This is a genomic window from Roseateles sp. P5_E4, from assembly GCF_054049255.1.
This window is the reverse complement of record NZ_JBFUMS010000019.1, coordinates 89,356-108,998: the sequence shown is the minus strand read 5'-3', so window position 1 is coordinate 108,998 and position 19,643 is coordinate 89,356. Positions and strand designations below refer to the sequence as shown.

General features: G+C 67.9%; 18 protein-coding genes. 9 read left to right on the top strand and 9 right to left on the bottom strand.

Annotated features, from left to right (window positions below; all coding sequences use genetic code 11):
• The first annotated feature begins 442 nt into the window (after window positions 1-442).
• Together ACXJLH_RS27680 and ACXJLH_RS27675 are read left to right on the top strand one after the other, a co-directional pair.
• Window positions 443-1,486 carry an integron integrase gene (locus ACXJLH_RS27680; protein WP_457447574.1) on the top strand — a complete coding sequence of 348 codons (1,044 nt, stop codon included), beginning with the start codon at window positions 443-445 and terminating at the stop codon, window positions 1,484-1,486.
• Between the two features lie 95 nt (window positions 1,487-1,581).
• Window positions 1,582-2,001, top strand: coding sequence for a hypothetical protein (locus tag ACXJLH_RS27675; protein ID WP_457447572.1), 420 nt, complete (start codon window positions 1,582-1,584; stop codon window positions 1,999-2,001).
• 363 nt (window positions 2,002-2,364) lie between these two features.
• On the opposite strand, the gene ACXJLH_RS27670 is transcribed toward ACXJLH_RS27675, so the two are convergent.
• Window positions 2,365-2,673 (bottom strand): high-potential iron-sulfur protein, encoded by a 309-nt coding sequence (locus tag ACXJLH_RS27670; protein ID WP_457447570.1) that lies wholly within the window; start codon window positions 2,671-2,673, stop codon window positions 2,365-2,367.
• 173 nt (window positions 2,674-2,846) lie between these two features.
• A complete protein-coding gene (locus ACXJLH_RS27665) occupies window positions 2,847-4,595 on the bottom strand; it encodes a PQQ-dependent methanol/ethanol family dehydrogenase (RefSeq protein WP_457447568.1) in 1,749 nt (582 codons plus the stop codon).
• A 402-nt stretch (window positions 4,596-4,997) separates the two neighbouring features.
• On the opposite strand from ACXJLH_RS27665, the gene exaC reads away from it, so the two are divergent.
• Window positions 4,998-6,521: an acetaldehyde dehydrogenase ExaC gene (gene exaC / locus ACXJLH_RS27660; RefSeq protein WP_056200283.1), complete on the top strand. Its 1,524-nt coding sequence runs from the start codon at window positions 4,998-5,000 to the stop codon at window positions 6,519-6,521.
• 19 nt (window positions 6,522-6,540) lie between these two features.
• Here the strand turns inward: exaC and ACXJLH_RS27655 are convergent, their stop codons facing one another.
• Entirely contained in the window at window positions 6,541-7,191 is a 651-nt protein-coding gene (locus tag ACXJLH_RS27655) for a hypothetical protein (protein WP_457447566.1), read from the bottom strand.
• Between the two features lie 184 nt (window positions 7,192-7,375).
• Between ACXJLH_RS27655 and ACXJLH_RS27650 the strand changes: the two genes are divergently transcribed.
• Window positions 7,376-7,939, top strand: coding sequence for a flavodoxin family protein (locus tag ACXJLH_RS27650; RefSeq protein ID WP_457394539.1), 564 nt, complete (start codon window positions 7,376-7,378; stop codon window positions 7,937-7,939).
• Window positions 7,940-7,988: 49 nt separating this feature from the next.
• Complete coding sequence (locus ACXJLH_RS27645; RefSeq protein ID WP_457447564.1) at window positions 7,989-8,471, top strand: GNAT family N-acetyltransferase; 483 nt, start codon at window positions 7,989-7,991, stop codon at window positions 8,469-8,471.
• Between the two features lie 118 nt (window positions 8,472-8,589).
• On the opposite strand, the gene ACXJLH_RS27640 is transcribed toward ACXJLH_RS27645, so the two are convergent.
• On the bottom strand, window positions 8,590-9,861 hold the full coding sequence (locus ACXJLH_RS27640) for a glycerophosphodiester phosphodiesterase family protein (RefSeq protein ID WP_457447563.1): 1,272 nt from the start codon (window positions 9,859-9,861) through the stop codon (window positions 8,590-8,592).
• A gap of 182 nt (window positions 9,862-10,043) precedes the next feature.
• Here ACXJLH_RS27640 and ACXJLH_RS27635 point away from each other — a divergent pair, with 182 nt between their 5' ends.
• Window positions 10,044-11,819 (top strand): S8 family peptidase, encoded by a 1,776-nt coding sequence (locus ACXJLH_RS27635; RefSeq protein ID WP_457447561.1) that lies wholly within the window; start codon window positions 10,044-10,046, stop codon window positions 11,817-11,819.
• 9 nt (window positions 11,820-11,828) lie between these two features.
• Here ACXJLH_RS27635 and ACXJLH_RS27630 read toward each other — a convergent pair whose 3' ends face one another.
• The 4 genes from ACXJLH_RS27630 to ACXJLH_RS27615 are packed head-to-tail and all read right to left on the bottom strand — an operon-like array spanning window position 11,829 to window position 16,462.
• On the bottom strand, window positions 11,829-13,088 hold the full coding sequence (locus ACXJLH_RS27630) for a glycoside hydrolase family 10 protein (RefSeq protein ID WP_457447559.1): 1,260 nt from the start codon (window positions 13,086-13,088) through the stop codon (window positions 11,829-11,831).
• A 4-nt stretch (window positions 13,089-13,092) separates the two neighbouring features.
• Window positions 13,093-14,307 (bottom strand): acyltransferase family protein, encoded by a 1,215-nt coding sequence (locus ACXJLH_RS27625; RefSeq protein ID WP_457447557.1) that lies wholly within the window; start codon window positions 14,305-14,307, stop codon window positions 13,093-13,095.
• Window positions 14,304-15,584: an MFS transporter gene (locus ACXJLH_RS27620; protein WP_457447555.1), complete on the bottom strand. Its 1,281-nt coding sequence runs from the start codon at window positions 15,582-15,584 to the stop codon at window positions 14,304-14,306. Before ACXJLH_RS27620 ends, ACXJLH_RS27625 begins: the two co-directional genes overlap by 4 nt.
• Window positions 15,581-16,462 carry an N-acetylmuramic acid 6-phosphate etherase gene (locus ACXJLH_RS27615; protein WP_056200247.1) on the bottom strand — a complete coding sequence of 294 codons (882 nt, stop codon included), beginning with the start codon at window positions 16,460-16,462 and terminating at the stop codon, window positions 15,581-15,583. The genes ACXJLH_RS27620 and ACXJLH_RS27615 overlap by 4 nt, the downstream gene beginning before the upstream one ends.
• A gap of 226 nt (window positions 16,463-16,688) precedes the next feature.
• Between ACXJLH_RS27615 and bufA2 the strand changes: the two genes are divergently transcribed.
• The 3 genes from bufA2 to ACXJLH_RS27600 all read left to right on the top strand — a co-directional run bounded on the left by bufA2 (window position 16,689) and on the right by ACXJLH_RS27600 (window position 18,705).
• Complete coding sequence (bufA2, locus tag ACXJLH_RS27610; RefSeq protein WP_056200244.1) at window positions 16,689-16,943, top strand: BufA2 family periplasmic bufferin-type metallophore; 255 nt, start codon at window positions 16,689-16,691, stop codon at window positions 16,941-16,943.
• A 158-nt stretch (window positions 16,944-17,101) separates the two neighbouring features.
• A complete protein-coding gene (gene bufB, locus ACXJLH_RS27605; RefSeq protein ID WP_457447552.1) occupies window positions 17,102-17,923 on the top strand; it encodes an MNIO family bufferin maturase in 822 nt (273 codons plus the stop codon).
• A complete protein-coding gene (locus ACXJLH_RS27600; RefSeq protein ID WP_457447551.1) occupies window positions 17,920-18,705 on the top strand; it encodes an HvfC/BufC family peptide modification chaperone in 786 nt (261 codons plus the stop codon). Before bufB ends, ACXJLH_RS27600 begins: the two co-directional genes overlap by 4 nt.
• Here the strand turns inward: ACXJLH_RS27600 and ACXJLH_RS27595 are convergent.
• Window positions 18,687-19,559, bottom strand: a complete 873-nt coding sequence (locus ACXJLH_RS27595) for a hypothetical protein (RefSeq protein ID WP_457447549.1) — start codon at window positions 19,557-19,559, stop codon at window positions 18,687-18,689. The genes ACXJLH_RS27600 and ACXJLH_RS27595 overlap by 19 nt on opposite strands.
• Window positions 19,560-19,643 lie beyond the last annotated feature (84 nt).

The window sequence follows — 19,643 nt, the reverse complement described above, 5'->3', positions numbered from 1 at the left end:
GGATGCTTTTGCTCGGATGGCAGGAGAAGGTGGCGCCCGACCTGTGACCAAGCCAGCAAGAAGACTGTTGGAGTTGCCACCATCCGTGCGCTGGCCGCCGGAGGACGGACAGCCCAAGCAAACGCCGGAGCGGTCACGCCTCTCCCAAGGGCACTGGGCATCGAAACCGAGGCCATCAGCGGCAGGCATTGGCGGATGACGCTCCAATTGACTCAAACCTTTAACACGGCTGTGCGCTTAACGTGTTCTCGGGAGACCGCCGCTGCTGCCTAGGCAGGCAAGCTGCGCCACAACATCGCCGTGATGAATCGTGGCAAGTGCTTGACTCACCTTCAGAATTTCCCAGTTGACTGTTGTTTTATACAGCATTAAATTTCCGGCAAAAGCGGCACGTTGTTACAAGTTCTCGCCGGGCCTGTTCGGCGCCGCTGGAGTGGCCATGATGCCAGTCAGCTCACTCAGTTCGCCAGCTCGGGGAAACCTGCGGCCTGCGCCATCGGCGGCGCTGCCGCCGCTTCGCTCGGTGCGGGTGCTTGACCAGTTGCGAGAGCGGCTGCGCCTGATGCACTACAGCCTGCGGACCGAGGAGGTCTATGCCTATTGGCTCAAGGCCTTCATCCGGTTTCATGGCATTCGCCACCCCGCGCAAATGGGCGGCCCGGAGGTCGAGGCCTTCCTGACGTACCTGGCCAATGACCGCAATGTCTCGCCCTCCACGCACAGCCAGGCACTGTCGGCGCTGCTGTTCTTCTACATCAAGGTCCTGGGGCAGGACTTGCCTTGGCTGAAGGAAATCGGGCACCCCCGCCGGCATCGGCGCTTGCCGGTCGTGCTCACGGTGGACGAGGTGGGTCGTGTGCTTGCGGGGCTGACGGGTGAACATCTGCTGCTGGCCCGGCTGCTCTATGGCACCGGCTTGCGCATCGCGGAGGCCCTGCAGCTTCGGGTCAAGGACGTGGACTTTGGCCTGCGCGCGCTGACGGTGCGCGAGGGCAAGGGGGCCAAGGACCGGGTGGTGATGTTGCCGCAATCCCTCACAGCGGCCATGCGAGAGCAGTTGGCCCAGGCCCGCCTGGTGTGGGCGGGCGATGTGGAGGCGGGCACCACTGGCGTGGAGATGCCGCACGCCCTGGATCGCAAGTACCCGCGTATGGGCGCCTCCTGGCCCTGGTTCTGGGTTTTCCCGCAGGACCACCATTCGACCGATCCGCGCAGCGGGGTGGTGCGCCGCCACCATCTGTATGACCAGACCTTCCAACGGGCGTTCAAGCGGGCGGTCGAGCAGGCGGGCGTCGCCAAGCCGGCCACACCCCACACCCTGCGCCACTGCTTTGCCACTCATTTGCTGCAGGATGGCTATGACATTCGCACGGTCCAGGAGCTGCTCGGTCATTCAGATGTCGCCACTACCATGATCTACACCCACGTGCTCAAGCTCGGAGGCGGCGCGGTGCGCAGCCCCCTCGACCGGTTCAGCCCGGGGTAAGACCCGGATAGGCCCTGGGTAGTCCACGAGCGCCAGGATGTCGGGAACGACCGTTTCGGATACCGTTGCACTGACGCCATCGCCCCCTCTTTGCCATGGGCCTGTCCTGCCGCCGATATCTGGTCGATCTTGATGAACGTGTGGTTCGCATGAAGAACACGACGTTCGACGGCCTCATGCGGGATCCGGATTTGCACACCATGCCCGCGCTGGCGGGTCAACGCGTGCGGGTGGCCGAGTTGATCGTCGAGGTCAGCGGCCGCACCGTGCTTCACATTGTCCGCAGGGTGTATTTCGTGCTGACGTTCGACCCTCAGGGTCGTGTCGATACCGACCGGATGCATCGGCAGCAGCGTGCCCTGGCAGGCTTGGCGATTGACGCCGTGTTTACTCAAGCGCGACGGCCTCGCGAGGTGTTGGACGCCGCGGATCGCTTCGTAGCGCAGGGCGGGCGCTGGCAACCTACACATGCCCTGGCTCAGCGGATCGATGCGGCGGCCCTTGGCGGACTGTGATTCAGTCGTACGCGACCACCGCCGGCCACCGCTGGTCGCTGCGCGAATACTCATGGCGGCGCCGGGCTGAACTGGACATCGGTACTTCCGCTTTGGTCACTTTGCTGACGCCCGCGTCGTTCGGGCCTGCGGCCGCGATAGCTGTCGTTGACCGGCCCGGTGACTCGCCAAGCGCGGGCATCGGTGGGTGGCCGGTCCCGGTGGTCCAGCATTCGCTCAGGCTGCGAACCGTTCAATGACCGTTGCCGCGGACAGCTGCCATTGGATCGCAAAGTCTGGGTGACAGCAGCCAGCCTGAAGCCGACAGCCGCTTTTCCGTGTGATCGACCAAGTGGGCTCCTGTTCCGCGAGCCCGGCTTGGGCTCAGCCCGGCGCCTTCGCCCAGGCGTTGCACCAGCCGCTCTTCGCGACCTGCGCCTTGCGGCCGAACATCGCGCAGCCGCTCCACGCGTCGGTGGGTTTGGCCTGCCAGAACTGGCAGTTGGCGCAGTGCTGGCTGGCCTGGTGCTTGGGGAACTTGGCGGCGTCGACCTTGGTGGTGTCGTGCCGGTAGCCCAGGGCGACAGCGGTCTCGCTGGCTTCGTCGACCGGCGACGTCTGCGCGATGGCTGGGCAGGCGAGGGTGGCCAAGGTGGCTTGCATCATGAAGATGCGGCGGGTGGGGTGGGACATCAGGAACTCCAGGCGAGGATGCAAGACGAGCCCCTCAAGCGGTCGTCGTGGAACCGGCTTTGGCTTCGGCATCACATCGCTGCGCGATATGAGCCTTCACCGAAGCGCAAGCGCTTTGCCGGGCCACTGACGGCGCCCCTCGAGGGGGCTCGCGAAGCGAGTAGGGGGTGGGCCTATTTCGGCAGCTTGAACACCCAAACCATGCCGCCCTGCTCCAGGAAGCTGACCTTCTTGGCCACGTCGCCGCCCCACAGCGGCACGGCACCGCCCCAGCCCGACACGACGCTGATGAACTGCTCGCCGTTCTGCTGCCAGGACACCGGCGGTGCGACGACGCCCGAGCCGGTCTGGAACTGCCAGACGACCTTGCCGGTCTTGGCGTCCGCGGCCTTGAGCCAGCCTTCCGGCGTGCCCCAGAACACCAGGTTGCCGGCGGTGGTCAGCACACCACCCCACAGCGGCGCGTTGTTCTTGACCTCCCAGACGATCTTGCCGGTCTTGGGGTCCACTGCGCGCAGGGCGCCGATGTAGTCGTCGTTGAGCGTCTTGATCGTGAAGCCGGCGCCCAGGTAGGCCGCGCCCTTCTTGTAGGCGATGGGCTCGTTCCAGATCTCCATGCCCCATTCGTTGGCGGGTACGTAGAAGAGCTTGGTGTCGGGGCTGTAGGCCATGGGCATCTGGTTCTTGCCGCCCAGGAAGGAGGGCGACGAGAACACCGAGTTGCCCTTCTTGCCATCGGCGCCGGCGGTCGGGTCGCCGGGGCGGTTCTCGGGCACGAAGTTGGGCCGGCCGGTCTTCAAATCGATGCCGGTGGCCCAGCTGATCTTCTTGACGAAGGGAAAGGCGTTGGCGAGCTGGCCGTTGGTGGCGTCGAGCACGTAGAAGAAGCCGTTGCGGTCGGCCTTGGCGCCCATGCGCTTGCCATCCTGGTCGAAGGTGATGAACTCGTTGACGCCGTCGAAGTCCCAGCCGTCGTTGGGCGTGCCCTGGTAGTGCCACTTGATCAGGCCGGTCTTCACGTCGATGGCGACGGTGGAGCAGCTGAACAGGTTGTCGCCCTGGCGCAGATGGCTGTTCCACGGTGCGGGGTTGCCGGTGCCGAAGTAGGCCAGGCCGGTCTTGGGGTCGTAGGTGCCGCCCAGCCAGGTGGCCGCGCCGCCGGTCTTCCACAGGTCGCCGGGCCAGCTCTTGCCCTGCGTGCCGGAGATGCCGTTCTCGTGCTTCACGCCGGCCTTGTCCCAGGTGTAGCCCATGTGGCCTTCGACCGTCGGGCGGGTCCAGACCATCTTGCCGGTCCTGGGGTCGCGCGCTTCCACACGGCCGACCACGCCGAACTCGCCGCCCGACACGCCCGTCAGCAACAGGCCCTGGGCAATGATGGGTGCGGCCGTGGCGGAGTAGCCGGCGGCGTAGTCATCGATCTTTTCCTTCCACACCACGTCGCCGGTGGCCTGGTCCAGCGCCACGAGCTGGGCGTCCAGCGTGGCGAAGATGACGAGGTTGTCGAACAGCGCCGCGCCGCGGTTGACGACGTCGCAACAGGGCATGATGCCGTCGGGCAGGCGGTGCTCGTACTTCCACAGCTTGGCGCCGGTGGCGGCGTCCAGCGCAAAGATGCGCGAGTAGGAGGCCGTCACGAACATCTTGCCGTTGTGGATCAGCGGCTGCGACTCCTGGCCGCGCTGCTTCTCGCCGCCGAAGGAGAAGGCCCAGACCGGCGCCAGCTTGGCCACGTTGCCAACGTTGACCTGCTTGAGCGTCGAGTGGCGCTGGCCCTGCGTGCCCAGGCCCCAGGACAGCACTTCCTGGCCCGACTTGGCCGAGGCCTCGATCATCTGGTCGGTCACGGCGGCGGCGGCACTGCCGGCGGCCACCAGGCCGAAGCTCACGGACAGCAGTGCGGCGAGAGGGTTGAGTTGCATGGCGTTGTCTCCTTTGTTGATGGATATGCACCGCCAGGCCGAGGCGGCGTGCGGATGGCCGGTCAAGGCGCAAGCTCCATGCCAGTTGAATTCGCGCAGTTTTCGCGGCGCGATGGAGCAATGCGGCGGCGCGCGGGCAGGGTTGCTCCGGGGCCGGTGTCAGCCCCGTGAACAGGCTGCGCCGCGCTGTGACAGCGGGCGCCTGGAGCACTGCCGGCAGGTGCCGCGGCCTGTGTTTGCGCAGCGCTGTGCCGTTCTGTGCCGGACTGCTCCAGCCTGCAACAGCCCAAGGGTGATTTCCCTTGGCTACGACCCGTGCAGCGGGCTCTGGCGTGCCCGCCGTGTGCTGGCACGGGTTCTGCGTTGATGGACATGCCTCAACCCATTCGCAGGAGACAAGCCATGACTGTTTACGCCGCCCCCGGTGCTGCCGGCGCCAAGATCGCCTACAAGGCGCGTTACGACAACTTCATCGGCGGCAAGTTCGTGCCGCCCGTGGAGGGCCAGTACTTCGACGTCATCACGCCCATCAGCGGCAAGGTCTACACGCAGGCCGCGCGATCGAGCGCCGCAGACATCGAGCTGGCGCTGGACGCCGCCCACGCCGCTGCCGCGAGCTGGGCCGCTGTGCCGCCGGCCGACCGCGCCAACCTGCTGCTGAAGATTGCCGACCGCATCGAGCAGAACCTGGAGCTGCTGGCCTACGCCGAGACCGTGGACAACGGCAAGCCCATCCGCGAGACGTTGAACGCCGATATCCCGCTGACAGTGGATCACTTCCGCTACTTCGCCGGCTGCGTGCGTGCGCAGGAAGGCGCTCTCTCCCAGATCGACGGCAACACCATCGCGTACCACTTCCAGGAGCCGCTGGGCGTGGTGGGCCAGATCATTCCGTGGAACTTCCCCATCCTGATGGCGGCCTGGAAGCTGGCCCCGGCACTCGGCGCGGGCAATTGCGTGGTGCTCAAGCCCGCCGAGAGCACGCCGGTCAGCATCCTCGTGATGGCCGAGCTGATCGCCGACCTGCTGCCGCCGGGCGTGCTGAACATCGTCAACGGCTTCGGCCGCGAGGCCGGCATGCCGCTGGCCACCAGCAAGCGTATCGCCAAGATCGCCTTCACCGGGTCGACCGCCACCGGGAAGGTCATTGCCCAGGCGGCGGCCAGCAACCTGATCCCCGCCACGCTGGAGCTGGGCGGCAAGAGCCCCAACATCTTCTTCGAGGATGTGATGGCCGAGGACGACGCCTTCCTGGACAAGGCCATCGAGGGCCTGGTGCTGTTCGCGTTCAACCAGGGTGAGGTCTGCACCTGCCCCAGCCGCGCGCTGATCCAGGAGAGCATCTACGACAAGTTCATGGCGCGGGCGCTCAAGCGCGTGGCCGCCATCAAGCAGGGCAATCCTCTCGACACCGACACGATGATGGGCGCGCAGGCTTCGGCCATGCAGATGGACAAGATCCAGACCTACCTCGCGCTGGGCAAGGAGGAAGGCGCCAAGGTGCTGATCGGTGGCGACCGCGCCCATCTCGGCGGCGACCTGGCGGGCGGCTACTACATCCAGCCGACGCTCTTCCAGGGCAACAACAACATGCGCATCTTCCGCGAGGAGATCTTCGGCCCGGTGCTGGCCGTGACCACCTTCAAGACCGAGGCCGAGGCGCTGCAGATCGCCAACGACACGCCTTACGGCCTGGGCGCCGGTGTATGGAGCCGCGATGGCAGCCGCGCCTACCGCATGGGCCGCGCCATCCAGGCCGGTCGCGTGTGGACGAACTGCTATCACGCCTATCCGGCGCATGCGGCGTTTGGTGGCTACAAGGAGTCCGGCATCGGCCGCGAGACCCACAAGGCCATGCTCGACCACTACCAGCAGACGAAGAACCTGCTGGTCAGCTATTCGCCGAACGCGCTCGGGTTCTTCTGAGCGAAGCGGCTCGCGCCGATCAGCGCGGGCGGCCTCGCACCAGCGGCAGCACACCTGACGTCAGCAAGGCCAGCAACGCCAGTGGCAGCGTGCCCGGCAGCGGCAGCTGGTTGACGGTGCGCATCGCGACGCGCAGGTTGTCCAGCCCCGTCTCTTCGTTGCCGCCGTTGCCTTCATGCGCCTCGGTCCAGCGGAAGGCCGCGATGGCACTGGTCGAGATCACGCCGACGAAGATCGGCGCGCCGCTGCCGCCCGAGATGGCGAGGTCCTGCGTCGTGCCGTCGCTGAAGAGGAATGACAGCAGGCCCTGGTCGACCGCGGTGCTGGGCACGCCGGGGCTGGATTCGAAGGCGGTGATGTCCAGCGCGGCGGCGAGGAAGGGCAGCGCGTAATGGCCTTCGAAGTAGGCATTGCCGAGGTTGCGCGCGCCAAAGGCCGTGGCCGTCTGCGCGAAGGCCTGCACCGGGCCGAGGTTGCTGGTCAGGGTGACGCCGGGCAGCACCGCCACGCCTGTCAGGTTGGTGCCGGACGAATAACCGGAGAAGTCCTGCGTCTGCGCCGCCCCGCTGATGGCGCCCTGCCATGCCGCGAGGCTGTTGTAGACGGACACGCTGGCGGCCTGGGCCACGCTCAGGGTGGACAGGGCAAGAGCAAGGAGGGCACGGCGCATGGTGGGTCTCCCGAGGGGTGTTGCACCATTGGGCGACCGAAGCCCTGCCGGCGCCCACCCCAAACCCTGGGGGGCGCCCCGCAGATGGAGGGGGCAGCCGGCAGGCCGCAGGCGTGCCCCGCGGCGGGCAAAGGGCATGGGCTTGGCGCCATCATTTGGCCCTGCCCCAGCAACCCCTGCCGCCATGACCGAAACCGCTGCACGCCGCGTCCTCATCCTCCTCGCCAGCACCCGCGCCGATGGCAACGCCGAACTGATGGCCCGCGCCGCGGTGGCGGCGTTGCCCGCCGGCACCGAGGTGCGCTGGCAGCGCATGGCTGAATTGGCCCTGCCGCCCTTCGAGGACATCCGGCACAGCGTTGGCCAGTACCCGGCCCCCACTGGCGACCTCGCCCGCCTGCTGGACGACACCTTGTGGGCGACGGACCTCCTCGTCGCCTCACCGCTGTACTGGTACAGCCTGCCGGCACCGCTCAAGCTCTACCTCGACCACTGGAGCGCCTTCATGCGCGTGCCGGGCCTGGACTTCAAGCCGCAGATGGCCGGCAAGGCGATGTATGTGCTGTGCGCCACCAGCAGCGGTGACGAGCCCCACCTGGCTGCGCCCCTGGTGGACAGCCTGCGCTTCAGCGCCGGCTACATGAAAATGCGCTGGGGCGGCGCCGTGCTGGGCGACGGCACGCGGCCCGGCGACGTGCTGAAGGACGAGGCCGCGATGGCCGCTGCGGCGAAGCTGCTGGCGGCGTGATCGCCATGACCTCAGACTGGCGACTGACCGATCCGTTAGGCTCGGGCCTATGCTGCACTTTCGCCCGCTGTTCCCGCAGGACCAGTCCACGCTGTGGGACTGGCTGCACATCGCGCTGTGGGACCCGCCGCCCGCGCCGCTGCGCCCGCGCGAGGTGCTGGACAACCCTGGCGTGCGTATCTATGCCGAGGACTGGGGACGGCCCACCGACATCGGCCTTGTCGCCGTGCAAGAAGGTGCGGACGCGGGCGCCTGCTGGATGCGCGTGCTGCCCGAGGGCGTGGGCCTGGCGTCGGTGGATGCGAGCACGCCGCAGCTGGGCATCGGCCTGTGGCCGGCCTTTCAGCGCCAGGGCATCGGCAAGGCGCTGATGTTGGCGGCGCTGGACGCCGCCTGGCGGGCGGGCCATGCCCAGGTCGCGCTGACCGTCCACCCCGAGAACCCGGCGCGGCGCATGTACGCCAGCTGCGGCTTCGAGGAGGCGGGGCTGCGTGGCAGCTACCACCTGATGGTGGCGCGCCAGACAAGCTGATGTCGTTTGATCCCCGCGGCGAAGCGCGCGGGCCACCCAGCGACCACCGTGGAACCGGCTTCGCCGGGCCACTGGTGGTGCCCCCTTGAGGGGGCCGGCGAAGCCGGTAGGGGGTGGGCTATTTTTGCCCAGTGCAGTTGGCGTAGAAACTGACGGTGGCCGGCCAGTCCGAGAACACGCCGATCACGCCGACCTGCTCGGCCAGCACGTCCAGCATGCGGAACATGTCGCCCTCGCGGGTGATGGCGCTGTCATAGGTCTGGTAGTAGGAGCCGTTGTTGCCGTCGGCCAGGATGCCGCTGCGCTCCAGCGACCAGGTGATGATGTCCAGGCCGGCGGCCTTGGCGTTGCGTGCGTATTGCGAGGGCAGCAGGTTGCCGCTGGTATCGGCGGCCAGCAGCATCCACAGCGGCGGCGCGACGATGCGCACGCCCTGGGCACGGTAGGCCTTGAGCTGCTCGGCGGTGGGCACGTCGGCGGGCACGTTGGCGTCATCGAGGTAGACGGCCTGGCGCCCGAAAGCCGGCTCGTTCTTGACCCAGTACAGGATGTCGTTGAGGTCGAAGCTCTGCGCCCAGACGTCTCGCGCCGGCACGCCAGCCGCCTTGTGCTCGTCGAGCATCTTCTGCGCATAGGCGGCCTGCGTGAAGCCGTCAAAGGGCATGACGACGCTGGGTGCCTTCAGCTCGGGCGTCATCTTCACGCCGAGCTGCTTGAACAAGGCGATGGCTTCCTTCAGCGTCAGCAGCGTGCCGCTGGTGGGGCCGGCGTAGAGGTCGGTGCGGAAGTTCGGCGTGCCGGCCATGTACTCGGCCACCGTGCGGCCGCGCGGGTTGAAGGCGTCCATCTTGCCGCGCAGCGTCTTGAACTCGGCCAGCGTCAGCTCACTGGTGCGGCATTCGGCCGCAGCGGGTGCGATGAGGGTGCCGGCGGCGTCGAAGGCGGCCGGCGTGAAGGGCTTGATGCATTTGCTCGCCAGCGGCGTGGTGAGGATGTTGGTGGTCGTGTGCAGGTCGTTCTGCGCATGGCGGCAGACCAGCTCCTTGTCCTTGGTGAAGGTCACGTCGCACTCGACGATGCCGGCGCCCATGCGTGCGGCGGCCTCATAGCTCTCCTTGGTGTGCTCGGGGAACTGCAGCGGCGCGCCGCGGTGGCCGATGGAGAACAGCGTGGGCCTGTAGCTTTCGCGCGAGGCGGCGCAATGCTGCAGGCGCTTCTTCAGCGGGCTGTCGTTCATCTCGTTGACGAGGAAGAAGGGGCGCGGGCCCAGTTGCACGCTGGCGATGCCGGTGTTGCCGCCGCGGCGGTCGCCATCGGCATCGTGGGCCCAGGCGGGCAGGCTGGCGGCGGCAAGCAGCAGCAGTGCGAGGCGGGTGAAGGTGCGGCGCATGGATGTCTCCGTTGGTTCAAGCACGGCAGGCTAGGCAGCCGCCGTGAAGCCGGCATGACAACGGCGCCCGGGCGCGCAAGCTAGGGGGCGCGCGCAACAAACGAAACCAACCGCGTGCGCCGCTGAAGCGGGGCTGCAACGGGCGCTGTCGAGCATGAGGGTTCTTTGACACGGAGCCTTCCATGCACCCGACCTACAAGCCTTTCGCCCTCAGCTTCATCGCCGCCGCACTGTTGAGCGTGATGAACCCCGCCTCCAGCCAGACCCAGGCCCGCACAGAGCCCCAGGCCGCCGGCCTCATCATCAAGTTCCGCGACGGCGCGCGCACGCCGGTGGCCGCCAAGGCGGCGCTGCAGGGCTTTCGGGCCATGAGCGAGGCGCGCGGCCAGCGCGTGGCTTTCGATCGGGAGAGCGCACTGGGCCATCGCGTCATCCGCCTCGCCCAGCGCGTGCCGGCCAGCGCACTGGCCCAACTGGCACGCGACATCCAGCTGTCGGACCCGAGCATCGAGTCCGTCGAGATCGACCACGTCATGCAGCCCACCTTCACGCCCAACGACACGAACTGGGCCAACCAGTGGGACATGAGCGACCCGACCGGTGGCATCAACGCGCCCAAGGCCTGGGACATCGGCATGGGCTCCGGCGTGCGCGTGGCGGTGCTGGACACCGGCGTACTGCCGCATGCCGACATCGCGGCCAACCTGCTGCCGGGCTATGACTTCATCACCGACAGCACCCGCGCCGGCGACGGTGGCGGGCGCGACAGCAATGCCGGCGACCCCGGCGACAACGTCACAGCCAACCAGTGCGGCGCCGACAAACCAGCCCAGAACAGCAGCTGGCACGGCACCCATGTTGCCGGCACCATCGCCGCCGTGGGCAACAACGCGCTGGGCGTGACCGGCGTGGCGCCCAAGGCCAAGATCGTGCCGGTGCGCGTGCTGGGCAAGTGCGGCGGCGCCACGTCGGACATCGCCGATGGCATCGTCTGGGCCGCCGGCGGCTCGGTGGCCGGCGTGCCGGCCAACGCCAACCCGGCGCTGATCATGAACCTGTCGCTGGGCGGCGAAGCGGCCTGTGCCAGCATCACGCAGTCGGCCATCAACTACGCCTACAACAAGGGGGCGGTGATCGTTGTCGCGGCCGGCAACGACAACCAGGACGTCGCCAAGCAGACGCCGGCCAACTGCAAGCATGTGATGGCCGTGGCCGCGACGAACAAGGTCGGCGCGCGCTCCAGCTATTCCAACTACGGCGACATGGTGGACATCGCGGCGCCCGGCGGCGACGCGACCTACGGCAACGTGCTGTCGCTGTCCAACACCGGCATGAGCGGCCCGGTGGCCGACGCCTACAGCTGGCTGCGCGGCACGTCCATGGCGGCGCCCCATGTCGCCGGCGTGGCCGCGCTGATGGCGGCCGTCAACTCGACGGTGTTGCCGTCGGACATGGCCTCCTTGATGCGCTCTACCGCGCGCGCCTTCCCGGGCAGCTGTACAGGCTGTGGTGCCGGCATCGTCGACGCCGAGCAGGCCATCATCGCGGCGCGCGGCTTGCGCCTGGAGAAGGAGCCCAACGACACGCTGGCCCAGGCCCAATACCTGAACGTGTTCCCGGCGCGGGTGCGCGGCACGCTGCAGCCGGCCTACCCGCAGTTCGTCGACATCTACTCGGTCAACCTGGCCGCTTCGACGACGCTGCAGACCACGCTGACGCTGGACCCGCCGACGCTGCTGGATATCTTCTCCTTCAACGCGACGATGGAGCTGCTGGACGCCAGCGGCAAGCTGATCAAGGCCGGCGCCATCATCAACGGCAAGACCGAGGTCAACTACTTCAACGCGACGGGCAAGACGATGGCCGTCTACCTGCGCGTGAAGAGCACCTCGTCGTCGCTGAGCACCAGTGACCGCGGCTATGAGGTGCAGCTGCGCAAGATCACTTACGCGTACTGAGCCAGGCCGTCAGGGCGCCGCGTAGGGCCCACTGCGCAGCGCGTCCGCAATGCCCTTGCGGTTCTGCGACAGCGCCGCCATGCTGAAGTGGATGTGGCCGCTGCCCGGCGAAGCGCGCCGGATGATGTCGATCTGGGCCAGCACCTCGTCGGGCTGCCAGCTCTTGTCGGTGTCGTTGATGCGGCTGGTGAACAGGCCCGGATGGATGGGCCGGCCCAGGGGGTTGGACGCGCGCCAGGCCTGCAGCAGCGGCTCGAAGGACTGGGCCGTCTGCGAGCGCGGCCAGTAGAGCTGGGGCGCGAGATAGTCCATCCAGCCCTCGCGCAGCCACAGCTCCACGTCGGCATAGAGCTTGTCGTACTGGCTGAAGCCACTGATGCCGGCCGGGCGTGCGTCGGGCTTGGGGATGCCGAAGGGGCTGACGCCGACGCGCGTGCCGGGGCGCACTTCATGGGCCAGCGCGTACAGGCGCTGCACCAGCGTGTTGACGTTGTAGCGGCGCCAGTCGTGGCGGCTCAGGGACCCGCCCTTGGCCGTGTAGCGCTGCCAGCTCGGTTCGTCCGGGAAGTCGACCTCCTGCTTGGTGGCCGGATCGTTGATGGGGTAGGGGTAGAAGTAGTCGTCGATGTGGATGCCGTCGACGGCATAGCGGCTCAGGATGTCGCGCGCCACGGCCAGGGTCTGCTCGGCGGCGGCGGGCTCGCCCGGGTCCATCCAGAGCTGGTCGCCATAGCGCTTGACCCAGTCGCGGCTGCGGCCGATGTGCGTCTCGGCCAGCGCGGATTTGGCCGTGCTGTGCCGGGCGCGGTAGGGGTTGATCCAGGCATGCAGCTCCAGGCCGCGGGCGCGAGCCTCAGCCAGCCAGACGGCCAGCGGGTCGTAGCCGGGGTGCTGGCCCTGGGTGCCGGTGAGGTATTCGCTCCAGGGTTCCAGCTTGGATTCGTAGAGGGCATCGGCGCTGGTGCGCACCTGCAGGATCAGCGCGTTAAGGCCGATGCGCACGGCGGTGTCGCACAAGGACTTGATCTCGGCCTGCTGCGCTTCAGCGCTCAGGCCAGGCTTGCTGGGCCAGTCGATGTTGGCGACGGTGGCGATCCAGGCGGCGCGCCATTCGCGCGGCGGCGGGGTCAGCACGGTGGCGGCCGATGCTGCGGGCGCTGGCGGCGTGGCCGCCAGCGCTGCCTCGCCCGGCGGCACGGGGGCGGGCGCCGTGGCGCAGGCGGAAAGCAGCGGAACGGAGGCGAGGCTGAGCAGGTCGCGGCGTTTCATGGCATCAGACTTTCATAAACCAGCGCTTGCGATGCATGAGCCAGGCGATGGCGTACATGCAGAGCACGAAGGCGAAGGCGTGCAGCAGCGAGGCGTTCTTCGGTGCGAGGCCCGAGTCGCGCAGTGGTGCGTACAGCGCGCGACCGAGGCTGGCGCCGTCGGCAAACTTGACGGTGTAGAGCGTCTTGGCAACGAGGCCCGACAGCGCGAACAGGAAGAGGGCGTTCATGCCGAAGACGACCAGCGGGTGGAACACGCGCGCCCAGCGCTGGCGGGCCAGCGGCTGCGGCATGGCGTCCAGCAGCCAGTAGAAGACGGCGAAGACGAGCAAGGCCCAGCCGGCCATGGCGAAGACGAAGGACGGCGTCCACAGCGACTTGTTGATGGGCATCAGCAGCGAGTCGAGCACCTGGCCCAGCCACAGCGAGGCCAGGCCATAGAGCACCCAGGTCATGGCCTTGTCGGCGGGCTGCCTCTTGGAGGCCAGCACATAGCCGGCGAGCACGCCCAGCAGTTGGGTCGACACGGCAGGCAACGTCGACAGCAGGCCCTCGGGGTCCCAGACCTTGGCCTGCTTCCACAGGTGGCCGTCCAGCAACAGGCGGTCCAGCCAGGAACCGGCATCCTTGCCCGGATCCAGCAGGCCGACGTGGACGATGCCGTCTGCGTCGGGCACCGGCAAGCAGAGCTGTATTGCCGAGTAGATGGCCATCAGCAGCACGGCCCACAGCGCCACGCCGCGTGCGCCGCACCAGATGACGATGGGCGCCGCGGCCAGCGTGCACAGGCCCAGGCGCTGCAGCACGCCGGGGATGCGCAGGGTCTCGAAATTGAAGCTGGGAATCAGGTTGAGCAGCAGGCCGATGCCGATGATGACCAGCGCCCGGCGTGACGTGCTCAGCAGCAGCGCCGTCTTGTTGGCGCCGGCCTGCGCGCGGCGCGCGAGGCTGAGCGTCATCGCCATGCCGGAGATGAAGACGAAGAAGGGGAAGACCCAGTCCGTGAAGGTCCAGCCGTTCCAGTGCGCGTGCAGCAGCGGCGCGTAGACGTTGCCCCAGTCGCCGGGGTTGTTGACCAGCAGCATCGCCGCGATCGCGAAGCCGCGGAAGGCGTCCAGTGAAAGGATGCGCCCCTCGGTCGCCGGGTACGGCGTCCGATCCCCCGAGGGGATGTCGCCCGCCTTGGGGCGGCCCGGCGGCGGGCGCGCGCGGTCCTTCATGCCTCGGCCTTCTTGCCGAAGCCTTCCGGCACCTTGATCAGCGCCGCCATGACAAAGCTCGGCAGCGTGGCCACCAGCACCCAGGCGAAGAAGGGCACATAGCCGATGTGGTCCTGCAGCCAGCCGCTCCACATGCCGGGGATCATCATCCCAAGCGCCATGAAGCCGGTGCAGATCGCGTAATGCGCTGTCTTCTGGGTCCCGTCGGCGACGTGGATCATGTACATCAGATAGGCCGTGAACCCGAGGCCGTAGCCGAACTGCTCGACGGCCAGGGCGCTGCTGATGACGGCGAGGCTGGTTGGATGCGTGATGGCCAGCAGCAGGAAGGCGACGTTGGGCACATGCATGGCCAGCACCAGCGGCCACAGCGCGCGCTTCAGGCCGATGCGGGAGATGACCCAGCCGCCGGCCAGGCCACCCAGTGTCAGTGCCGTCAGGCCGACCGTGCCATAGGCGATGCCAACGGCCTTGGTGGACAGGCCCAGGCCACCCTTGTCGACCGGGTCGAGCAGGAAGGGGCTGGCGAGCTTGAGCAGCTGCGCCTCGGGAAAGCGGTAGAGCAGCAGGAAGCCCAGCGTGATGGCGATGCCGGGCTTTTTGAAGAAGCTGGCGAACACGGCCATGAATTCGGCCGCCAGCCCGCGCGCGGCACTGCGGCCGGGGCCTTGCACGTCGGCCGCAGGCCGGGGCAACACGAGCGCATGCCAGGCCGCCAGCAGCACGAACAGCCCGCCCAGCAGCCAGAACACCCAGGTCCAGGCTTGCACGACGCTGCCGCTGCGCTCGGTCAGCTCACCGGCCAGGTAGACCAGGCCGCCCTGGCCGCCGATGTTGGCGAGGCGATAGAAGGTCGAGCGCACGCCCACGAAGGCGGCCTGCTGGTGCTGCGGCAGGGCCAGCATGTAGTAGCCGTCGGCCGCGATGTCGTGCGAGGCGGACGCGAACGCCATCAGCCAGAAGACCGCGAGCGACAGCTGGAAGACCTTGTCGGTCGGGATCGTCAGCGCCACGCCGGCCAGCGCCGCGCCGACGAAGAACTGCAGCACCGTGACCCAGAGCCGCTTGGTGCCGAACAACTCGGCCAACGGCGACCACAGCGGTTTGATGACCCAGGGCAGGTAGAGCCAGCTGGTGTAGAGGGCGATGTCGGTGTTTGAGATGCCGAGGTTCTTGTAGAGCACCACCGACAGCGTCATGACGACGACGTACGGAATCCCCTGGGCGAAGTAGAGCGTCGGGATCCACGCCCAGGGCGAGCGTTGCTGGGTGTTCACGCAGCCAGTGCCCGGCTCACGCTGCCATCGACCTTGTCCAGCAAGGCCTGCGCCTCGCGCGCACCGACACCGCGCTTGAGCATCACCAGCGCCGTCTTCACATGGTGGTCGCATTGCGCCAGCGCAGCCTGCGCATCGGCCTCACTCGCGCCCGAAGCGCGCACGGTCAGCGCCACCGCCCGCTTCACGAGCTTCACGTTGGTCGCCTTCAGGTCCACCATCAGGTTGCCGTAGACCTTGTTGAGCCGCACCATCAGGGCCGACGAGAAGGTATTCAGCGCGATCTTCTGCGAGGTGCCGGCCTTGAGGCGCGTGCTGCCGGAGATGACCTCGGCGCCGGTGTCCAGCGTGATGCCGATCTCTGCCTGCTGGGTGACCGGCGCGCCGGGGTTGTTGGCAAAGCCGATGGTCAGCGCGCCGGCCGCGCGGGCGGCCTCAATGGCACCCAGCACATAGGGCGTGCCGCCGGACGCTGCAAGCAGCAGGGCCACGTCGTTGGGGCCGGGGTTGAGCGCGTTCAGGTCGGCGGCACCCTGGGCGCGGTCGTCCTCCGCGCCCTCAACGGCGACAAACATCGCGCCCTGGCCGCCGGCGATGACGGCAACGGCCCGTTCCCGTGGCCAGGAAAAGGTGGGGTAGAGCTCCACGCTGTCCAGCACGCCGAGCCGCCCGGAAGTGCCGGCGCCGGCATACAGCAGCCGGCCGCCGGCGCGGATGCGCGGCAGTGCGGCGTCCACGGCGGCGGCGAGCTGAGGCGCGGCGGCTTTGACTGCGGCGACGGCATCGACCTGATCGGCGATGAATGCATCCAGCAGTGCCGGCGTGGCGTAAGTGTCCAGGTCGGGATGCCGGGTGCTCGGGGTTTCGGTGTTCAGCATGGGGATCGGAAGCGAAGCTGACGGACTCTAGCGGCTGGCGCCGGACCATGACGAATGCCACGCGCCATTGCAGTCATAACGTCAGGTAATCAGAATCTGCCTGTCGGTTGTAAGGAGTTGGGCATGGCCCCCGACAGAAGCTGGCAAGTCGATGTCGGATGCATCCGGAATCGGCCTGTGGTGAAACCTCTCACATTCATCCACTTTTATCTCCTGGAGACTCGATATGAACGCATCCCTCAAGACTGGCCTGGGCATCGCCGCCGCCGCTGCCGCCCTGTTCGCCACCGCCGTGCCGACGACCGCCATGGCCGCCGACGGCATGGTCAAGTGCTCCGGCGTGAACGGCTGCAAGGGCACCTCCGAGTGCAAGACCGCCAAGAGCGACTGCAAGGGCCACAACGGCTGCAAGGGCCAGGGCTGGGTCAGCAAGAAGAGCGCTGACGAGTGCACCAAGGCTGGCGGAAAAGTTGAAAAGTAAGCCGGCCTGAAACGGGCGAGGTCGCATGCGGCCTCGCCGCCATCTCTGAAATTCAGCCACAGAGACACGGAGGCACAGAGAGGCTCGGCTGCCGCGATGTGCTGGTGATTTCCTCTGTGTCTCGGTGTCTCTGTGGCTGTGTTCTCTTCATCGACTGAATGACCAAGATTGAAGGCTTCGGCCTGGGCTTGCGCGTCGAGCATTACGCGGCCTTCGAGGCGGGCGTGGATGCCGCCGTGCGGCCCGACTGGCTGGAGATCATTTCCGAGAACTACATGGTGCCCGGCGGCCCGCCGATGGCGCATCTGGAGCGCATCCGGGCGGACTACCCGCTGGTCATGCACGGCGTGTCGCTGTCCGTGGCAGGGCCCGCACCGCTGGACCTGGGCTATCTGCGCGAATTGAAAGCGCTGGCGGACCGGCTTGAACCCGGCTGGGTGTCCGACCACCTCTGCTGGAGCGCCGACGCGCACAGCCAGCTGCATGACCTGCTGCCCGTGCCGCTGACGCGCGCCGCTCTCGATCACGTGGGCGGCCGCATCGCCCAGGTGCAGGACATCCTCGGCCGGTCGTTGGTGCTGGAGAACGTGTCCAGCTATGTGCGCTTCGCGGCCGACGAGATGACGGAGTGGGACTTCATCGCCCAGTTGCTCAAGGCCACCGGCGCCCAGTTGCTGCTGGACGTCAACAACGTCTATGTCTCGGGCCGCAACCATGGCTTCGACCCGATCACCTACCTGGACGCCATCCCTGTCGAGCCCGTGCGACAGATCCACCTCGCCGGCCACGAGGACCGTGGCGACATCGTCATCGACACCCACGACCACCCGGTGCGCGACGAGGTCTGGGCGCTGTACCAGCATGCCGTGAAGCGCTTCGGCGCCGTGCCGACCATGATCGAGCGCGACGACCACATCCCGCCGCTGGAGAGCCTGCTGGCCGAACTGGCCGTGGCCCGCCGCCTGGCGATCACCTCATGAGCGTCATCCAGCAACAGCAGCGACTGGCCGCTGCCATCCGCGACGGCGTGGACGCGACCGGCCTGCTCGCTGGCGACCACGCGACAGGCCTGGAGGTCTATCGCCATGCCTATCGGGCCCGCCTCGTGGCGGCGCTGACCGACAACTACACCGTGCTCGCCCGGGCATTGGGCGACGAGGCTTTCGACGCCCTGGGCCAGGCCTATCTCGCCGCGCGGCCCAGCCAGCACCCGTCGATCCGCTGGTTCGGCCATGAGCTGGCCGACTTCATGGCCGCAGCAGACGATGAACTCGTGCCCCATGCCAGCCTGATCGATTTCGCGCGCATGGACTGGGCTCTGCGTGGCGCCTTCGATGCGGCCCAGGCACCCCCGCTGGAGCCGGCCTCGCTGGCCGCACTTGGCGCAGACGACTGGGCCGGTCTGGTGCTGCACCTGCAGCCCAGCGTGCAGCGCGCGGTGCTGGCCTACGCCATCGAGCCCGCCTGGCGCGTGCTGCGCGAGTGGGAGCCGGAGTCCGGCGACGACCAACCCGAGTTGCCTGAGCCCGTGGCGCATGAACACACGCTGCTGGCCTGGCGCCAGGCCGGCGAGACCCGCTGGCGCTCGCTGGAGCCGCTGGAGGCCGCTTTGCTGGGCGCGGTGGCCGAGGGCTTGCCGTTCGCGCAGCTCTGCGAGCGCGCCGCCCAGGCGCTGGGCGATCCAGGCGCCGCAGCGCCCGCCGTCGTCGGCGCCCTGCAGCGCTGGCTCGCTGACAGTCTGCTTCAGGAGCGCGCGTCGTAGACCAGCGGGTGGCTGGCCTGGCGTTCGCCGAGGAAAGTACCGTGGCCGTTCATCGTCGGCGCGATGGTGCCGCGAGAGGATTTGGTCCAGGTCACCGTGAGCTCGCAACGGCTGACGGCCGCGGTCTTGGGATCGCTGTTGTTGGCATTGCGGCTGGCGATGTTGAGGTTGTCGTCCACCAGGGCCGGCTCCAGCCGGTAGCCGCCCGCCACGCTGCCCTCGATGCGTGCGCCCAGATTCTCGTTCTTGACCGTGAAGCTGCTGCCATCGCTGCGGCTGCAGCTGCCGCTGCCCGTGGCGACGGCGTCGTTCACGCCGGACAGGTTCAGCCGCACCGGCAGGGCGGCGCCGCTGCGTGTCAGCAAAGGGTTGCCAGTGGGCTGCAGCACCGTGAAGCCGACGGGCAGCGTGACCTGGCTCACATGGCGCACACCGGCCCGCGTGAACACCAGCTGCACCACCGGCTGGGCGCTCGCGGCGGCCAAGCTGGCGGTGTAGCCCAGACGCTCGCCGTCGGGATTGCTCATCGTCACCTCGGGGCCGCCGTCGACGCTGACCGACAGGCGCTCGTTCGGCGCCATCAGCACCGTCGTCAGTACGTTGGCGGACTTGCCGAGGAAGCCGTCCACCACCACGCGGTTGTCGCCCGTTGCCTGGGCCGCGCTGAAGCGAGGGCTGATCTCGTCGACGTTCAGCGTCGAGGATTCGGTGCAGTTGCGCAGGCCGCACACGATGCCGTCGGCCATGGCGCCGACGACGTCAGCGACGTCGTGGCCTACGCCGCCACAGCCTGCCATGGCGAGCAGGGAGAACAGCAAGGGCGCCGTCACGCGGCAGCAGGAGGAAAAGGTCATCGGTACACCTTGAATTTCGAGCGAGTGGATACTAGGCGCAAGCCGGCTTTGGTTGTTGGTGCCGGCCCCGTGATTGTTCACCTG